The following is a 19,107-nucleotide window of genomic DNA, read 5'->3' on the forward strand; positions in this document are numbered from 1 at the left end:
CTATTTGAATATTTAATAAATCGGGAAATAGCTCAGCTTGGTAGAGCGTTGCGTTCGGGACGCAAAGGTCGCAAGTTCGAATCTTGTTTTCCCGATTTTTTTGTACAATCATTTATTTCACAAACAAATTTCTTTGCAATTAATACATAAATTCGTATAATGAAAGTCAATATTAGTCAAAGGTAGGAATAGCTATGCAAGGAAAAAATATTTCTGATATCATAGAAAAATATCTCAAAAAAATATTAGCTGAAGATTCAGAAGTCGAAATTAGTCGATCCGAAATAGCTAATCTTTTTAATGTTGTGCCATCACAAATTAATTATGTAATTAAAACGCGTTTTGGGATTCCGAATGGCTATATTGTAGAAAGTAAGCGTGGCGGCGGCGGTTATATTAGAATTGAAAAAGTTAAATTGTTGGATAACTTGGACATCCTTAATTTAATCATTGATTCAATAGATAACACTTTATCTTATAAAGAGGGTAAGTCTATTGCGTTAACTTTATTGGAAAATGATATTATTGATAATAAGGAAGTAAATATCATTTTATCCGCTATAAGCTGTAAAACGCTTAATACTGGAAATAAAAAAATCGAAGATAATTTAAGAGCACGTATAATGATTTCCATTTTGAATCATTTAAAGTATGAAAGTTAGAAAGTGAGGCTTATTTATGAACAATAATAATATTTTTACACCTAGTGCAAAGAATGTACTAATTTTAGCTCAAGAACAAGCTAAGGGCTTCAAACATCAAGCGATTGGGACTGAACACATTTTACTAGCTTTAACAATGGAAAAGAATGGTATTGCTTACAGTGCTTTACAACACTTTTCAGTTAATGAGGAAGATATTCGTGGCGAAATCGAACGAATTGCTGGTTATGGAAACTTTGTGGATGCTGACAATGACACTTACTTACCTTATTCACCTAAAGCACAAAACGTAATTGCCATGTCTGGTCAAATTGCTAAACAGTATGGAGCTTTAAAAGTAGGTACAGAGCATTTATTATTAGCTTTACTAAGTGACAATGCCTTAATTGCTTCTAGAATTCTATTCTCATTAGATGTTAAACCTAGTGAAGTTCAAAAAGTAACTTTCCGTAAAATGGGAGTTTCTTCAGCTTCAGCTAAACGCATGCAATATCGTAATAAAAACAAACGTAATGAAGGTCCTACTCCAACTCTAGACTCTTTAGCTCGTGATATGACTGAGATTGCTAAACAAGGTGGCATGGATCCTACCATTGGTCGTGACAAAGAAGTTCGTCGAGTAATTCAAATTTTAAGTCGTCGTACCAAGAACAATCCGGTGTTGATAGGTGAACCGGGAGTAGGTAAAACAGCGATTGCTGAAGGATTAGCTCAGAAAATGGTGGCTGGTGAAGTTCCTGGTGACATGGCTAACAAACGCTTAATGATGTTAGACATGGGTTCTTTAGTTGCTGGAACCAAATACCGTGGTGAATTTGAAGATCGTTTAAAGAAAGTCATTAACGAAATTCGCGAAGATGGTCATGTTATTTTGTTTATTGATGAGTTGCATACGCTAATTGGAGCTGGTGGGGCTGAAGGTGCAATTGATGCATCTAATATTTTAAAACCAGCCCTAGCACGTGGTGAACTGCAAACCATCGGTGCAACTACTTTGGATGAATATCAAAAGCACATTGAATCTGACCAAGCATTAGCTAGACGCTTTGCTACAGTTATGGTAAATGAACCTACTCCAGAACAAACTAAACAAATTTTAAGTGGGTTACGTCCTAAATATGAAAAACATCATCATGTAAAAATTACTGATGAGGCAATTGATGAGGCGGTCAAGCTATCCACTCGTTACATTAGTAATCGTTTCTTACCAGATAAGGCAATCGATTTAATGGACGAAGCTGCCGCTAAAATTAGAATTGATAGCATGGGTAAATCTAATCGTTTAGCTGCTAAGCAAAAGGAATTGAATCAACTTTCTAGACAAATGGAACTTGCAATTGAAAATCAAGAATTTGAAAAAGCAGTTCAAATTAGACAAGCAGAGAAAAAACTTCAAGATGAATTAGAAAATCTTAAAGAACGTGCTGAAAAGAAAAATCAAACTGAAAATGATAACTATTCATTAACTGAAACTGGTGAGGATATTGCTAACATAGTCCATGAATGGACTGGCATTCCAGTTAACCAAATGACTAAATCAGATTCCGCTAAGTTAGTTAACTTAGAAAAAATATTACACAAAAAGATTGTTGGACAAGACGAAGCAGTATCAGCTATTGCACGTGCTATTAGAAGAGCTCGTAGCGGTTTGAAAAATCCTAATCGTCCAATCGGTTCCTTCATATTCTTAGGTCCTACTGGAGTTGGTAAAACTGAGTTAGCTAAGGATTTAGCTGAAACTATGTTTGGTTCTAAAGATGATATGATTAGAGTAGACATGTCTGAATACATGGAAAAATACTCTACCAGTCGTCTAGTGGGTTCCGCACCTGGATATGTCGGCTATGATGAAGGTGGTCAATTAACTGAAAAAGTACGTCAACATCCATATTCAGTAGTATTGTTTGACGAAGTGGAAAAGGCTCATCCGGATGTATTTAACTTATTACTTCAAGTTTTAGATGATGGTTACATGACTGATTCTAAAGGTAGAAAAGTTGATTTCAGAAATACTTTATTGATTATGACTTCTAACTTGGGTGCTACTGCCTTACGTGATAAAAAGACGGTAGGTTTTGGTGCTGAAAGTGCTGATGAAAATTCATTTGAAGCCATGTCTAGTGTTATTAAAGCTCAACTTAAAAAGCATTTTAAACCTGAATTTTTAAATAGAATTGACGAAACGGTTATCTTCCATTCATTGAAGAAACCACAAATTCGTCAAATCGTTAAACTTAACTTAAAAGATTTAATTGCTAGAGTTGAAGAACAAGGCATTGAAATTAAATTTACACCAGCTGCTATTGATGTCATTGCTAAAGCTGGATTTGATCCAGAATACGGTGCAAGACCAATTCGTCGAGCTATTCAAACTCAAGTTGAAGATAAAGTCAGTGAAATGATTTTATCAGGTGACTTATCAGCTGGAAGTACACTTTCAATTGGTTCACATAAGGGTAAATTAACATTTAATAATAAAGAAACAGTTAAGCAATAAAATGAAAAAAGAGAAGATAATCCTTCTCTTTTTTTATTGACTTTTTAATACTTAGATAGTATAGTGGCATGTATATGACTATGAATTAAATGCACGTTTGCGATCTATTGTCCGTAAAACGTACCTATAATAACCAAAAGTAAGAAAAATTCTCTTATTTTTGGATTTTTTTTGCTCATTTTTAGATATAAATACCATTTTTTGGTATTTGTAATGAAAATGTAACATTTAATTCAATAGAATAATTTGGAGAGGTGAAGAACTTGGCAGGACATTTAGTTAAATATGGTAAACACCGTATTCGAAGAAGTTATTCGCAAATCAAGGAAGTTCTTGATTTACCTAATTTAATTGAAATCCAGACTGATTCATACAAATGGTTCTTAAAAGAAGGTTTACGTGAGATGTTTAACGGCATCATGCCAATTGATGATTTTCAAGGAAAATTATCATTGGAATTCGTTGACTATCAATTATTAGAACCTAAGTACACTGTGGATGAAGCAAGAGATCATGAAGCAAATTACTCAGCTCCACTTCATATCACATTAAAATTAACTAACCACGAAACTGGAGAAATCAAAAACCAAGATGTTTTCTTTGGTGATTTCCCATTGATGACAGAACAAGGTACTTTCATTATTAATGGTGCAGAACGTGTTATCGTTTCACAATTAGTAAGATCACCTGGTGTATTCTTCCATCAAGATAAGGCTAAAAACGGTAGAACTGTTTTTGGAACTACTGTAATTCCTAACCGTGGTGCTTGGATGGAATTTGAAACTGATGCTAAAAATCTTTCATATGTTCGTATTGATAGAACTAGAAAATTACCAATTACTGAATTGGTACGTGCATTAGGCTTCGGTTCGGATGACGAAATTTCTCAAATATTAGGTAGTAATGACAGTCTTTCTCTTACTTTGGAAAAAGATGTTCACAAGAACACAGATGATTCTCGTGTTGAAGAAGCATTAAAAGATATCTACGAACGTCTACGTCCTGGTGAACCTAAGACTGCGGATTCTTCTCGTAGCTTATTAACTGCTAGATTCTTTGATCCAAAACGTTATGACATGGCTCCAGTTGGACGTTACAAAACTAACAACAAGTTAAGTCTTAAAACTCGTTTATTAGGTCTAACCCTAGCTGAAACTTTAGCTGACCCTGAAACTGGTGAAATCATCGTTAAGAAGGGTACAGTTATTGACAAACAAGTCATGCAAACTCTTGCACCATACTTGGATAACAAAGACTTTAAAGCTTACACATTTAATCCTTCTGAAGAATCAGTTGTTCCAGAACCAATGACTGTACAAATCATTAAAGTTCAATCTGAAAAAGACCCTGAACATGTCGTACCAGTAATTGGTAATGACAACATTCCTTTGGACTACAAGCACATTACTCCTGCTGATATTATTTCATCAATTAACTACTTCTTTAATTTACAAGAAGGTATTGGTGAACCAGATGATATTGACCATTTAGGTAATCGTCGTATCCGTTCAGTTGGTGAATTACTACAAAATCAATTTAGAATTGGTTTAGCTAGAATGGAACGTGTTGTTCGTGAAAGAATGTCTATTCAAGACACTTCAACCGTTACTCCTCAACAATTAATCAACATTAGACCAGTAGTTGCTTCTATTAAAGAATTCTTTGGTTCATCTCAATTATCACAATTCATGGACCAAACTAACCCATTAGGTGAATTGACTCATAAACGTCGTCTTTCAGCTTTAGGACCTGGTGGTTTGACCAGAGACCGTGCTGGTTACGAAGTTCGTGACGTTCACTACACTCACTATGGTCGTATTTGTCCAATTGAAACTCCCGAAGGTCCTAACATTGGTTTGATTAGTTCACTTTCTAGTTATGCTAAAGTTAACAAATATGGATTTATTGAAACTCCATACCGTCGTGTTTCATGGGACACTCATAAAGTAACTGATAAGATCGATTACTTATCAGCTGATGAAGAAGATAATTATGTTGTAGCGCAAGCCAACTCACCATTGAATGAAGATGGATCTTTTGCTAATGATGTTGTAATGGCTCGTTACAAGTCTAACAATATTGAAACTAAGATTGAAAACGTTGACTATATGGACGTTTCACCTAAACAAGTTGTTTCAGTTGCTTCTGCATGTATTCCTTTCTTGGAAAACGATGATTCCAATCGTGCCTTGATGGGAGCCAACATGCAACGTCAAGCGGTTCCTTTAATCAAGCCACATGCACCATTAGTTGGTACAGGTATTGAATATAAGGCAGCCCATGATTCTGGAGTTGCATTAATTTGTAAACACCCAGGAACTGTTGAATACGTTGATGCTCGTGAAGTTCGTGTTCGTCGCGATGATGGTGCTTTAGATACTTATAAATTAATGAAATTTAGACGTTCTAATGGTGGTAAGAACTACAACCAAAGCCCAATCGTTCGTGCAGGTGATAAAGTTGATGCTGATGAGATTCTTGCCGATGGACCATCAATGGAAAATGGTGAACTAGCATTAGGTCAAAACCCTGTTGTTGCATTTATGACTTGGCAAGGTTATAACTTCGAAGATGCCATTGGTATTTCTGAAAGATTAGTTCGTGATGATGTATATACTTCAATTCATATTGAAGAATACGAATCAGAAACTAGAGATACTAAACTTGGACCAGAAGAAATGACTAGAGAAATACCTAACGTTGGGGAAGACGCATTGAAGAACCTTGACGATGAAGGTGTTATCCGTATCGGTGCTGAAGTTCATGATGGTGATATTTTAGTTGGTAAAGTTACGCCTAAGGGTGTTACAGAATTATCTGCTGAAGAAAGATTACTACATGCTATTTTCGGTGAAAAATCACGTGAAGTTCGTGATACATCATTACGTGTACCACATGGTGGTGGCGGAATTATCCAAGATGTAAAAGTCTTTACTAGAGAAAATGGTGATGAATTATCACCTGGTGTAAACAAGATGGTTCGAGTTTACATTGCTCAAAAACGTAAAATTCAAGTTGGAGATAAGATGTCAGGTCGTCATGGTAACAAGGGTACTGTTTCCATTGTTATCCCTGAAGAAGATATGCCATACTTACCAGATGGTACTCCAATCGATATCCTATTGAGTCCAATGGGTGTGCCTTCACGTATGAACATTGGTCAAGTTCTTGAATTACACTTAGGAATGGCTGCTAGAAAATTAGGAATTCATGTTGCAACTCCTGTTTTCGATGGTGCTCGTGATAGTGATATATGGGATGTAGTTAAAGAAGCTGGAATGGCATCTGATGCTAAGTCAATCGTTTATGATGGTCGCACTGGTGAACCATTTGATAAACGTGTTGCTGTTGGTGTTATGCACTACTTGAAACTTGCTCACATGGTTGATGACAAGATTCATGCTCGTGCAATTGGGCCATACTCATTAGTTACTCAACAACCACTTGGTGGTAAAGCACAATTTGGTGGACAGCGTTTTGGTGAAATGGAAGTTTGGGCACTGGAAGCTTATGGTGCTGCTTACACACTTCAAGAAATCTTAACTTACAAGTCTGATGATGTTGTTGGACGTGTTAAGACATATGAAGCAATTGTTAAGGGTGAACCAATTCCAAAACCAGGTGTTCCTGAATCATTCCGTGTTTTAGTTAAAGAATTACAAGCTTTAGGTTTGGATATGAAAGTTCTAGATAATGACAACAAAGAAATTGAACTACGTGATATGGATAGTAGTGATAATGACGAAGTTGTTAATGTAGATGCTTTAAGTAAACTTGCTGAAAAGCAAAAAGAACAAAAAGCAGCTGAAAAATCTAAGACTGAAGATGCTAAAGCTGACGAAGCAAATACAAATACTAAGGAATAGAGAAGGAGGACTATCAGTTGGTCGATGTCAATAAATTTTCAAGCATGCAAATTGGATTAGCATCTTCTGATAAGATCCGTAGTTGGTCATATGGTGAAGTTAAAAAGCCAGAAACTATCAATTATCGTACTTTAAAACCTGAAAAAGATGGTTTGTTCGATGAAAGAATTTTTGGACCAACTAAAGATTGGGAATGTGCTTGTGGTAAATACAAACGTATCAGATATAAGGGTATTGTTTGTGACCGTTGTGGAGTAGAAGTTACACGCTCTAAAGTACGTCGTGAAAGAATGGGTCATATTGAATTAGCTGCCCCAGTTACTCACATTTGGTACTTTAAAGGAATTCCAAGTAGAATGGGTCTTGTCTTAGATATGAGTCCACGTGCATTGGAAGAAATTATCTACTTTGCATCATATGTTGTTACTAATCCAGGCAATACACCATTGGAAAAGAAACAACTACTATCTGAACAAGAATATCGTCAAAAGAAACAAGAATATGGTAATCGTTTTGAAGGGGAAATTGGTGCTGAAGCCATTAGAACCTTACTAAAAACAGTTGACGTAGAAAAAGAAATTACCGAACTAAAAGAAGAACTTAAAAAAGCTACTGGCCAAAAACGTGTTAGAGCAGTTCGTCGTTTGGACATCTTAGAAGCCTTTTACACTTCTGGTAACGACTTATCTTGGATGGTAATGGAAACTATTCCAGTTATTCCACCTGATTTAAGACCAATGGTTCAACTAGAAGGTGGCCGTTTTGCTACTTCTGATTTAAATGATTTATACCGTCGTGTTATTAACCGTAACAATCGTCTAAAACGTTTGTTAGATTTACATGCACCAGGAATCATTGTGCAAAACGAAAAACGTATGTTACAAGAAGCTGTCGATGCCTTAATTGATAATGGTCGTCGTGGTCGTCCAGTTGCCGGTCCAGGTAACCGTCCATTGAAGTCACTATCACACATGCTTAAGGGTAAACAAGGTCGTTTCAGACAAAACCTTTTAGGTAAACGTGTTGACTACTCTGGTCGTTCAGTTATTGATGTTGGACCAAGTCTTAAGTTCAACCAAATGGGACTTCCAGTGCCAATGGCTATGGAACTATTCAAACCATTTATCATGAAAGAATTAGTTAAACGTGGGATTTCTTCAAATATTAAGAACGCTAAACGTCAAATTGAACGTGAAGAATCTGAAGTGTTTGATGTACTAGAAGATGTTATTAAAGAACATCCAGTACTATTGAACCGTGCACCTACTTTGCATAGACTAGGAATTCAAGCATTCGAACCAGTATTAGTTTCTGGTAAATCAATGCGTGTGCATCCACTTGCCTGTGAAGCTTACAATGCCGATTTTGATGGTGACCAAATGGCCATCCACGTTCCTTTATCTGATGAAGCACAAGCTGAATCTAGACTATTGATGTTAGCTGCCAGTCATATTTTGGCACCTCGTGATGGTAACCCAATCGTTGCTCCTTCTCAAGATATGGTTATTGGTAACTACTACCTAACTATGGAAGAAGAAGACCGTGAAGGTGAAGGCATGATCTTTAGTAGTACTGATGAAGCTCAATTGTCTTACCAAAATGGGCTAACACACTGGCACACTAGAGTTGGAATTGCCGCATCATCAATGCCTAAGAAACCATTTACTGATGAACAAAAAGGTAAAATTTTAGTAACTACTATTGGTAAAATTATTTTTAACAAGATTTTACCTGAAGCCTTTCCATTCTTGAACGAACCTACTGATACTAACCTACGTGGTCATTTATCAGATAGTTACTTCTTGGAACCAGGTGAAAACATTCATGATCACTTGAAAAATGCCAAGCTAGTAAAACCTTTCAAGAAAGGTTTCTTATCTGATGTAATTGCTGAAGTTTACAAGCAATATAAAGTTACTGAAACATCTCATCTTCTAGATCGCATTAAAGATTTAGGTTACAATGAGTCAACTAAATCAGGTTTAACTGTTGGTATTGCCGACATTACTGATTTAAAACAAAAACCTGAAATTATTAGCGAATCTCATAAAAAGGTTGCTACAATCACTAAACAATTCCGTCGTGGTTTAATTACTGACCAAGAACGTTATGAAAGAGTTATTAGTGTTTGGAACGATGCTAAAGATGAAATCCAAAATCAATTAATGAAAAACTTCGACCCTCAAAATCCTATCTTTATGATGAGTGATTCAGGTGCTCGTGGTAACATTTCAAACTTTACTCAGTTAGCTGGTATGCGTGGTTTGATGGCTGCTCCTAATGGTGAAATCATGGAATTACCTATTACTGCGAACTTCCGTGAAGGTTTATCAGTTATGGAAATGTTTATTTCTACCCACGGTGCTCGTAAAGGTATGACCGATACAGCCTTGAAGACTGCCAACTCAGGTTACTTAACTCGTCGTTTAGTTGATGTTGCTCAAGATGTTATTATTCGTGAAGACGATTGTGGAACTGATCGTGGTGTTATTGTAAAAGCCCTTAAAGAAGGCAAAGAAATGATTGAACCACTTTATGATCGTATCCTAGGTCGTTATGCGATGAAGACAGTTAAAGTCCCTGAAACTGGTGAAGTAATTGTAAAACGTAATCAAATCATTAACGAACCAGAAGCTCAAAGAATTGAAGACGCTGACATTGAAGAAGTTGAAATTAGATCAGCATTTACTTGTAACACTATCCATGGGGTATGTAAGAAATGTTATGGTAGAAACTTAGCTACTGGAGATGCCGTTGAAGTTGGTGAAGCAGTTGGTACAGTTGCTGCTCAATCAATTGGTGAACCTGGTACTCAGTTGACCATGCGTAACTTCCATACCGGTGGGGTTGCTGGTAATGCCGATATTACTCAAGGTCTACCTCGTGTTCAAGAAATTTTTGAAGCTCGTAATCCAAAAGGTAAAGCTGAAATTACCGAAGTTACTGGTGAAGTTTCATTGATCGAAGAAAACCCTGCAGAACGTGTTAAAGAAATTACTATTAAAGGTGATTCTGATACTCGTACTTACAAGGTCCCAATCAATGCCCGTATGAAAGTAACTGAAGGTGACTTTATTCATAGAGGTCAAGCACTTAATGAAGGTTCTATTGATCCTAAAGAACTTATCAAAGTTAAGGATTCTCTATCAACTGAAGTTTACTTACTAAGTGAAGTTCAAAAAGTTTACCGTATGCAAGGGGTTGCCGTAAGTGATAAGCATGCTGAAATTATGGTAAGACAAATGCTTCGTAAGGTTAGAATTATGGATCCAGGTGACACTGATGTTCTTCCTGGAACTCTAATGGACATTAACCAATTCGAAGACGCTAACCGTGATGCAATTATTACTGGTAAAATTCCTGCAACTGCTCGTCCAGTTATTCTTGGTATTACTAAAGCCGCTCTTGAAACTAACAGTTTCTTATCTGCTGCTTCATTCCAAGAAACTACTCGAGTATTAACAGATGCTGCTATTCGTGGTAAGAACGATCCATTAGTAGGTCTAAAAGAAAATGTTATTATTGGTAAGCTTATTCCTGCAGGTACTGGAATGAAGACTTATGGTGATATTGAGCCAGAAGAAATCGGAAAATCAAGTACTGATGGCGTTTACTCAATTAGTGAATTGGAAAAACGTATGCAAGAAGAAGACGCTAAAAAATAATCAAATATAAAAAGGGGCTGTGACATAAGTCTCTAAAAAAATAGGATTTACGTTTGGAACTGAACGTAAATCCTATTTTTGTATATAAATTTATAAAACTAATGACTTTCGTCATTAGTTTTCTTATATTTAATGCCATTACAGTAAAACCAATTTCTTTTTTTACCTTTTCGATTCCCCTAACAGAGAATCGATTGAAACGTAAAGAAGCCTTTAGTTTACCAAAAACTGATTCTACATCTATTTTTCTTCGTGCATAGATATCACTTGTTTTTGGTGTCAAAAGCAATTCTTTTTGTTTATTTAAGAACGGAATTAAGGTTCGAGTATCGTTAGGATTTTGATAAATATCAAAATTATTTATGAATTGTCCACTAGTAGCAATTTGTAAATTATAGGCAGGTTTCAATTGTCCGTTCAACATGTGATTTTCTTTAATACGCATGAAGGTAGCATCATGATCAGTTTTAGAATAACTATTACGATTAGCAAAAATTTTCTTGGTTTCTTGGTATTCTATTTGTTTATTTTTGCGAAAACGAAGTTTTCTTTTAATAGATTTTAACTTACGACGTTTTTGCTTATTGGGATTAGGTGATAACTTCTTATCTTTTTGAATTTGATTATTTAAATCCTCTAAACAATTTTCTAAATGAATAATAATTTCATCTAAATCATCTAATGAGATACTAGATTCAGCTGGAAGTTGTCCCATATATTTAACATCATTCATGTCATGAAGTAATTTTATAATCGCTACGCGATTTAATTTATCAAAACGAATTATATTTTTACGCCAAACAAATGAATATTTATTAGCGTCCGCTAGTATCTTAGTTCCATCAATAAAGCTTACATCATCAATACAATTGTTTTTTCTTAGATATTTAGTTAATTGATTCATGCATTTACTAATTAAATTTTCTGCTTCATCTGAAATCCTAAATCGACAAACTGTTCGATATGAAGGAAATAAATTTTTAGTTAACCAACGTGCAGGTAAATTTTCTTCTGCCAATTCGCTAATTTGGCGACTACTAAAAATTCCTTTGGAACAGGCAAACAAGGTTAACTTTAATAGTGACCGTAGGTCATATTTTCGTGGCCTACCAAATATGCATTTTTCTTATAAACCAATCATTTCAACAATTTTATTGATAATGTTTACTGGATGATTATTTTTAGGTTGCCAATCTTTAATATTTAAAGTATAATAACTACTCATTATTTTTAAGTTTCCTTTCAAGGAAATTTATTTAAACGATATCGGTTGGTGCGATATCGTTTTTTATTATGCATAAATAACGCTCGTTGGAAAAATCAAATTCCAACGAGCGTTATTTTTTTAGAGACTTATGTCACAGCCCCTTTATATTAAATAATTTACCAAAAAACCAGTTGTGAGAAATGGAATAAAAGCTATTTTATCTTTTTCACTGAATTTTATATATATTAAAGCTAAGAATGAAGCTATGAAAATAATTTTTATAACATTTTGTATTTCATATATTATAAAAAAGATGAATAATACATCGATATCACCATTTCCAATAAAATTGAATTTATGCCAATTGTTCACTAAGTATGTTCCTATATAACATAGAAGAATGATTATAATCGTAGCAAAACTTTTACTAGTTATTATTAGGCTAACTAAAAATGTTATGTATAAAGTTATACTAGGGACACATAAACTTTTTAAATCACTTAATGACATATATAACATTAAAGCTGCAATAATCAAAACTAAATAATCTTCATAATTTTCAATTTGCAAACCGGCTGATATAAGTCCTAAGTAGACTTCACTTAATAAATATACCATTGGGATTTTAAAATTACATTCTGCACATTTTCCTTTAGAAAATAAATAACCTAAGATAGGTATTTTTTCGATAATGGTTAAAGTTCTTTGACATTGATTACAATGAGAAGGTGGTAAAACAATTGACTCATGGTTACTACTCCTTTCAAATAACAAATTTATGAAAGAGCCTAATGATGCTCCAAAAAATATTTTTAAAAATAAAAAGTAAATTAAAATGCTGTAACCTCCTATGACATAAATATTTACGCTAATTAAGTTTGAAAATTTTTAAAAACTAACGTTGACACTAAAAAATATGAGTGTTACTATAATTTAGTGCTTTAAGCAGCAGGTGGTTATTTATCAAAAAATGAACCACCTGGATGTGTGGACTTAAATAAAAAATAATTTCGGAAGGAGGAATTTTTAGATGCCTACTATTAACCAATTAGTACGTAAAGGTCGTCATTCTAGAAGTTCTAAATCAAAAGCCCCAGCTTTAAACCATGGTTACAACAGTTACAAGAAGAAGCAAACTAATAACCCAGCTCCACAAAAACGTGGAGTTGCTACTCGTGTTGGTACCATGACTCCTAAAAAGCCTAACTCAGCTTTACGTAAATATGCTCGTGTTAGACTTTCAAACTTAATTGAAGTTACTGCTTATATCCCTGGTATTGGCCATAACCTTCAAGAACATAGTGTTGTTTTAATTCGTGGAGGCCGTGTTAAGGATTTACCTGGTGTGCGTTATCACATCGTTCGTGGTGCTCTAGATACTGCCGGTGTTACTGATCGTCGTCAAGGTCGTTCAAAATACGGTACTAAGAAACCTAAAGATTAAAACTAATTAATACGCTATTGCAATAAGGAGGACATTTTAATGCCAAGAAAAGGAAACGTACAAAAACGTGAAGTTCTTCCTGATCCAATTTACAATTCAAAATTGGTTACTCGTTTAATCAATCATTTGATGTTGGACGGTAAAAGAGGAACTGCAACACAAATCTTATACAATGCATTTGAAACTATCAAGAAAGAAACTGGTAACGAACCAGTTGAAGTATTCGAAGAAGCAATGAAGAACGTAATGCCTGTACTAGAAGTAAAGGCTCGTCGTGTTGGTGGTTCTAACTACCAAGTTCCTATTGAAGTTCGTCCTGATCGTCGTACTACTTTAGGTCTTCGTTGGATCGTGAACTATGCTCGTTTACGTGGTGAACACACTATGACTGAACGTTTAGCTCGTGAAATCATGGATGCAGCTAACAATACTGGTGCTTCTGTTAAGAAACGTGAAGACACTCATAAAATGGCTGAAGCCAACCGTGCATTTGCTCACTACCGTTGGTAATCTAAACATAGTTAAAACAACTATGTTATCTGAGTGGCTAATCCAAATTAGCCACTTTTTTCAAAAAGTGAACTATTTGAGAGGAGAAACAATTTATAATGGCTAACACTCGAGAATTTCCATTAGAAAAAACTCGTAACATTGGGATTACTGCTCATATTGATGCTGGTAAGACTACTGCTACTGAACGTATTTTGTACTACACTGGTAGAATTCACAAAATTGGTGAAACTCATGATGGTGCTTCACAAATGGACTGGATGGTACAAGAACAAGAACGTGGTATTACTATTACATCTGCTGCTACTACAGCTCAATGGAAAGACCACCGTATCAACATTATTGATACACCAGGACACGTGGATTTCACTGCCGAAGTTGAACGTTCACTACGTGTGCTAGATGGTTCTATTACTATTTTAGATGCCGCTGCTGGTGTTGAACCTCAAACTGAAACAGTTTGGCGTCAAGCATCTGAATACGAAGTTCCACGTATTGTTTTCGCTAACAAGATGGATAAATTAGGTGCTGACTTTGATGCATCTGTTAAATCACTTCACGAACGTCTAGATGCTAATGCACATGCCGTTCAAATGCCAATTGGTGCTGAAGATTCATTTAGAGGTATTATTGACTTAATCGAAATGAAAGCCGATTTATACGACGAAGATGAATTAGGTACTAAATGGGACATTGTTGATATTCCTGATGAATTCAAAGAAGAAGCACAAAAACGTCACGATGCTTTAGTTGAAGCAGTTGCTGATGTTGATGATGACATTATGGAAAAATACCTTGAAGGTGAAGAAATCAGTAAGGATGAATTAAAAGCTGGTATCCGTAAGGCTACTTTAAATCTTGAATTCTATCCTGTATTAGCTGGTTCAGCATTTAAGAACAAGGGTATCCAAATGTTAATGGATGCTGTTCTAGAATACTTACCATCACCTCTTGATGTTCGTCCTTACAAGGCTAACGATCCAAAAACTGGTGAAGATATCGAATTAAAAGCTGATGACAACAAACCATTTGCTGCCTTGGCATTTAAAGTTGCAACTGATCCATTCGTTGGACGTTTAACTTACATTCGTGTTTACCAAGGTACTCTTGAATCAGGTTCATATGTATTGAATGCTACTAAGAACAAACGTGAACGTGTTGGTCGTTTACTTCAAATGCACTCAAACAACCGAGTTGAAATTCCTGAAGTGTTCTCTGGTGATATTGGTGCTGCTATTGGTCTAAAGAACACTACTACTGGTGATTCATTAACTGACCAAGACCATCCATTACATCTTGAATCAATGGAATTCCCTGACCCAGTTATTAGTGTTTCTGTAGAACCTAAGACTAAAGCTGATCAAGATAAGATGAATACAGCTTTACAAAAACTTTCAGAAGAAGATCCAACATTCAAGGCTGAAACAAATCCTGAAACTGGTGAAACTATTATCGCCGGAATGGGTGAACTTCACTTGAACATTATCGTTGACCGTATGAAACGTGAATTCAAGGTTGAAGCAACTATTGGTCAACCACAAGTTGCTTATCGTGAAGCATTTACTAAGGCTACTAAAGCACAAGGTAAATTCGTTCGTCAATCTGGTGGTAAAGGTCAATATGGTGATGTTTGGATTGAATTTACACCTAACGAAACTGGTAAAGGATTCGAATTCGAAAATGCTATCGTTGGTGGGGTTGTTCCTCGTGAATTTATCCCTTCAGTAGAACAAGGCTTGAAAGAATCAATGGAAAATGGTGTTCTTGCAGGATACCCATTAATTGATGTTAAAGCTAAGTTATACGATGGTAGTTACCATGATGTCGATTCTAGTGAAGCTGCCTTTAAGGTTGCTGCTTCTATCGCCTTGAGAAATGCTGCTAAATCAGCTGGCCCTGTTATTTTGGAACCAATCATGAAAGTTGATATTGTTGTTCCAGAAGAATACATGGGTGATGTTATGGGACAAGTTACTTCACGTCGTGGTAACGTTGATGGTATGGAGTTGAGAAATAAAGCTCAATTAATTCATGCATTTGTTCCATTATCAGAAATGTTTGGTTACGCTACAACTCTACGTTCAGCTTCACAAGGTAGAGGTACATTCTCAATGGTATTTGATCACTACTCTCCAGTTCCAAAGAGTATCCAAGATGAAATCATTGAAAAAAATGGTGGAGAAAAATAATTTAGTCATTTAATTATTTTAAAAGAGCAATGCTATAAAGCATTGCTCTTTTTTTATTTTTTCTATTCATAACCCCTTGCATTTATATAATAAATCTAGTATTATGAATAGGTAATTGCCGCAGGGGATTAGTATGCTCTTGGGGTATATGCTTACATTCGGCTTTGATGTGAAAGGTTGCGACACACCCGGCCGCTTTGCCATGATAGGGCGTGGCGGTAATTTTCACGGAGCTAGTCTTATTTTCAAATAAAGGCGAGGAGGGAAAACAATGGCAAAACAAAAAATTCGTATTCGTTTAAAGGCATATGAACACCGTATATTAGATCAATCTGCTGAAAAGATTGTTGCTACTGCGCAAAGAACTGGAGCAAACATTTCTGGTCCAATTCCATTGCCAACAGATAGAACTGTTTATACTGTCTTGGCTTCACCACATAAATTCAAGAAGTCACGTGAACAATTTGAAATGTTAACTCACAAACGTTTAATCGATATTTTGAATCCAACACCAAAAACTGTTGATTCATTAATGAAACTTGATTTACCAAGTGGCGTTGATATCGAAATCAAACTATAATTAATACTTATAAATACATTAATATCGGAGGTGTACTCATGACCAAAAAAGGAATCTTAGGTAAAAAAGTTGGAATGACTCAAGTTTTCGATGAAAACGGAGAATTAATTCCAGTAACTGTTGTTGACGTAACTCCTAACGTTGTATTACAAACTAAGTCTGCAGAGGCTGATGGTTACAACGCTATTCAATTAGGTTACGATGACAAGAGAGCTGTTTTAAGTAACAAGCCAGAACAAGGTCATGTAGCAAAAGCAAAAACAGATCCTAAGCGCTTCATTAAAGAAATCAGAGATGTTGAGCTTGGTGATTATAAAGTATCAGATGAAATCAAAGCAGATATTTTCCAAGCGGGAGATGTCGTTGATGTAACTGGAATTACAAAGGGTCATGGATACCAAGGTAACGTTCATAAAGATGGTCAAGCTCGTGGACCTGAAACTCATGGTTCAAGATATCACCGTCGTCCTGGTTCACTTGGTGTAATTATTAACCGAGTAACTAAGGGTATGAAACTTCCTGGTAGAATGGGTAACAAACAAGTTACTATTCAAAACCTTGAAATTGTTAAAGCTGACGCTGAAAACAACGTTCTTTTAATTAAAGGTAATGTACCAGGTGCAAATAAATCATTCTTAACTATTAAATCTGCTTCACGCGGATCACAAAAATAAGAAAGGAGGAACCATAAATGACAAGCGTAGCATTATATAAACAAGATGGTAGCAAGAGCGGTAACGTTGATTTAAACGATGCAATCTTTGCTATTGAACAAAATGATAACGTAGTATTTGATGCAGTAACTATGCAAAGAGCATGTTTACGTCAAGGTACTCACGCTGTTAAAAATAGAAGTGCTGTTAGCGGTGGTGGTAAAAAGCCATGGCGTCAAAAGGGTACTGGACGTGCTCGTCAAGGTTCAATTCGTTCACCACAATGGCGTGGAGGCGGTATTGTATTTGGACCAACTCCTCGTTCATACAGTTACCACTTACCTAAAAAAGTTAGCCGTTTAGCTTTAAAATCTGTTTTAACAGAAAAAGTTGCTAACGATAATTTAGTAGTTGTTGATTCAATCAACTTTGATGCTCCTAAAACTAAGAGCTTTAAAGACATGTTAAGTAACTTGAACTCAGCAGCTAAAACATTAGTAGTTTTGGAAGAAGACAACAAGAACGCTGCTCTTTCAGCTCGTAACATTAACAATGTTAGAGTAGTAAACGCTGAAGGCATCAACACTTTAGATGTTTTGCGTAGTGAAAAAGTTGTCATCACAAAGGCTGCTCTTTCTCAAGTAGAGGAGGTGCTCGCATAATGGAATCACGCGATATTATTTTACGTCCAGTTATAACTGAAGCATCTACTTCAGTTATGGATGACAAGAGATATACATTTGATGTTGATTTACGAGCAACTAAAACACAAGTAAAGAAAGCAATTGAAGATATCTTTGATGTTAAAGTTGTTAAAGTTAACATAATGAATCTTAAAGGTAAATTAAAACGCCAAGGTCGTTATGTTGGATATACTAAGAAACGTCGTAAAGCAATTGTTACTTTATCTGACGATTCAAAAGAAATTAAATTATTTAGCGATAAATAAAATAAATAATATAGGAGGGAAATACAGTGGCGATTAAAAAATACAAGGCAACCACTAATGGTCGTCGTAATATGACTGGTTTTGATTACAGTGTTATCACTACTTCAACACCTGAAAAGTCATTATTAGCTGCTAAAAAGCACACTGCTGGTCGTAATAACTACGGTCATATGACTGTTCGTCATCGTGGTGGCGGTAACAAAAACCAATACCGTATTATTGATTTCAAGAGAAATCATGACGATGTAGATGGTATTGTTAAAACTATCGAATACGATCCAAACCGTACTGCTAACATTGCTTTAGTTGTATATACTGATGGTATTAAATCATACATTATTGCACCTAAAGGCTTAAAAGTTGGCGATAGAGTTCAATCAGGTTCAAACGCTGATATCAAGGTAGGTAATGCGTTACCATTAAAGGACATTCCTGTTGGTACTGTTATCCACAATATTGAATTAAAACCTGGTAAGGGTGGACAATTAGTTCGTTCTGCTGGTGGTTCAGCTCAATTACTTGGTAAGGAAGGTAAATACGTATTAGTAAGATTATCTTCTGGTGAAGTTCGTATGATTCTTTCAGTTAACCGTGCAACTATTGGTAGCATTGGTAACGAAGAACACGAATTAATCAACGTTGGTAAAGCTGGTCGTAACCGTTACAAGGGTCAACGTCCTCATGTTCGTGGTTCTGTAATGAACCCTAATGATCACCCTCATGGTGGTGGTGAAGGTAAAGCTCCTGTTGGTTACCCATCACCATTATCACCATGGCATAAGAAGACTAACGGTAAGAAAACTCGTTCTAAGAAAGCTCGTTCTAACAAGTTTATCGTTCGTCGTCGTAAAGCAAGAAAGTAATATAATTTATCTGCAAAACTTT

13 protein-coding genes, 1 tRNA gene and 1 pseudogene are annotated in these 19,107 nt (G+C 35.5%); 13 read left to right on the forward strand and 2 right to left on the reverse strand.

Annotation, left to right across the window (positions count from 1 at the left end; genetic code table 11):
* Positions 1-21 precede the first annotated feature (21 nt).
* The 5 genes from FD06_RS03615 (at position 22) to rpoC (ending at position 10,690) form a co-directional block, all read left to right on the forward strand.
* Positions 22-95: transfer RNA gene (locus FD06_RS03615), tRNA-Pro, on the forward strand.
* Positions 96-194: 99 nt separating this feature from the next.
* The gene (locus tag FD06_RS03620) at positions 195-662 is read left to right on the forward strand and encodes a CtsR family transcriptional regulator (protein ID WP_056966139.1); all 468 of its coding nucleotides are present in this window, start codon (positions 195-197) and stop codon (positions 660-662) included.
* A 16-nt stretch (positions 663-678) separates the two neighbouring features.
* On the forward strand, positions 679-3,159 hold the full coding sequence (locus FD06_RS03625; protein WP_056966141.1) for an ATP-dependent Clp protease ATP-binding subunit: 2,481 nt from the start codon (positions 679-681) through the stop codon (positions 3,157-3,159).
* Positions 3,160-3,413: 254 nt separating this feature from the next.
* Complete coding sequence (gene rpoB / locus FD06_RS03630; protein ID WP_054657556.1) at positions 3,414-7,025, forward strand: DNA-directed RNA polymerase subunit beta; 3,612 nt, start codon at positions 3,414-3,416, stop codon at positions 7,023-7,025.
* A gap of 17 nt (positions 7,026-7,042) precedes the next feature.
* The gene (gene rpoC, locus FD06_RS03635) at positions 7,043-10,690 is read left to right on the forward strand and encodes a DNA-directed RNA polymerase subunit beta' (RefSeq protein WP_056966143.1); all 3,648 of its coding nucleotides are present in this window, start codon (positions 7,043-7,045) and stop codon (positions 10,688-10,690) included.
* Positions 10,691-10,805: 115 nt separating this feature from the next.
* Here rpoC and FD06_RS03640 read toward each other — a convergent pair.
* A pseudogene (locus FD06_RS03640) lies at positions 10,806-11,807 on the reverse strand (transposase); the annotation flags it as partial.
* 252 nt (positions 11,808-12,059) lie between these two features.
* On the reverse strand, positions 12,060-12,770 hold the full coding sequence (locus tag FD06_RS03645) for a prepilin peptidase (protein ID WP_082605284.1): 711 nt from the start codon (positions 12,768-12,770) through the stop codon (positions 12,060-12,062).
* A gap of 157 nt (positions 12,771-12,927) precedes the next feature.
* Here FD06_RS03645 and rpsL point away from each other — a divergent pair, with 157 nt between their 5' ends.
* The 8 genes from rpsL (at position 12,928) to rplB (ending at position 19,085) form a co-directional block, all read left to right on the forward strand.
* Positions 12,928-13,341, forward strand: a complete 414-nt coding sequence (rpsL, locus tag FD06_RS03650; RefSeq protein WP_054657562.1) for a 30S ribosomal protein S12 — start codon at positions 12,928-12,930, stop codon at positions 13,339-13,341.
* A gap of 39 nt (positions 13,342-13,380) precedes the next feature.
* Positions 13,381-13,851 carry a 30S ribosomal protein S7 gene (rpsG, locus tag FD06_RS03655; RefSeq protein WP_054657564.1) on the forward strand — a complete coding sequence of 157 codons (471 nt, stop codon included), beginning with the start codon at positions 13,381-13,383 and terminating at the stop codon, positions 13,849-13,851.
* 98 nt (positions 13,852-13,949) lie between these two features.
* Positions 13,950-16,040, forward strand: a complete 2,091-nt coding sequence (gene fusA, locus FD06_RS03660; protein WP_056966148.1) for an elongation factor G — start codon at positions 13,950-13,952, stop codon at positions 16,038-16,040.
* Positions 16,041-16,311: 271 nt separating this feature from the next.
* Positions 16,312-16,620 carry a 30S ribosomal protein S10 gene (gene rpsJ / locus FD06_RS03665; protein ID WP_056966150.1) on the forward strand — a complete coding sequence of 103 codons (309 nt, stop codon included), beginning with the start codon at positions 16,312-16,314 and terminating at the stop codon, positions 16,618-16,620.
* A 38-nt stretch (positions 16,621-16,658) separates the two neighbouring features.
* Positions 16,659-17,294 carry a 50S ribosomal protein L3 gene (rplC, locus tag FD06_RS03670; protein WP_056966152.1) on the forward strand — a complete coding sequence of 212 codons (636 nt, stop codon included), beginning with the start codon at positions 16,659-16,661 and terminating at the stop codon, positions 17,292-17,294.
* A gap of 17 nt (positions 17,295-17,311) precedes the next feature.
* Positions 17,312-17,935, forward strand: coding sequence for a 50S ribosomal protein L4 (gene rplD / locus FD06_RS03675; protein WP_056966154.1), 624 nt, complete (start codon positions 17,312-17,314; stop codon positions 17,933-17,935).
* The gene (gene rplW / locus FD06_RS03680; RefSeq protein ID WP_054657568.1) at positions 17,935-18,222 is read left to right on the forward strand and encodes a 50S ribosomal protein L23; all 288 of its coding nucleotides are present in this window, start codon (positions 17,935-17,937) and stop codon (positions 18,220-18,222) included. Before rplD ends, rplW begins: the two co-directional genes overlap by 1 nt.
* 26 nt (positions 18,223-18,248) lie before the next feature.
* Positions 18,249-19,085 (forward strand): 50S ribosomal protein L2, encoded by an 837-nt coding sequence (rplB, locus tag FD06_RS03685; RefSeq protein WP_056966155.1) that lies wholly within the window; start codon positions 18,249-18,251, stop codon positions 19,083-19,085.
* Positions 19,086-19,107: the final 22 nt, after the last annotated feature.

The organism is Apilactobacillus ozensis DSM 23829 = JCM 17196 (assembly GCF_001435995.1).
Taxonomy (GTDB): domain Bacteria; phylum Bacillota; class Bacilli; order Lactobacillales; family Lactobacillaceae; genus Apilactobacillus; species Apilactobacillus ozensis.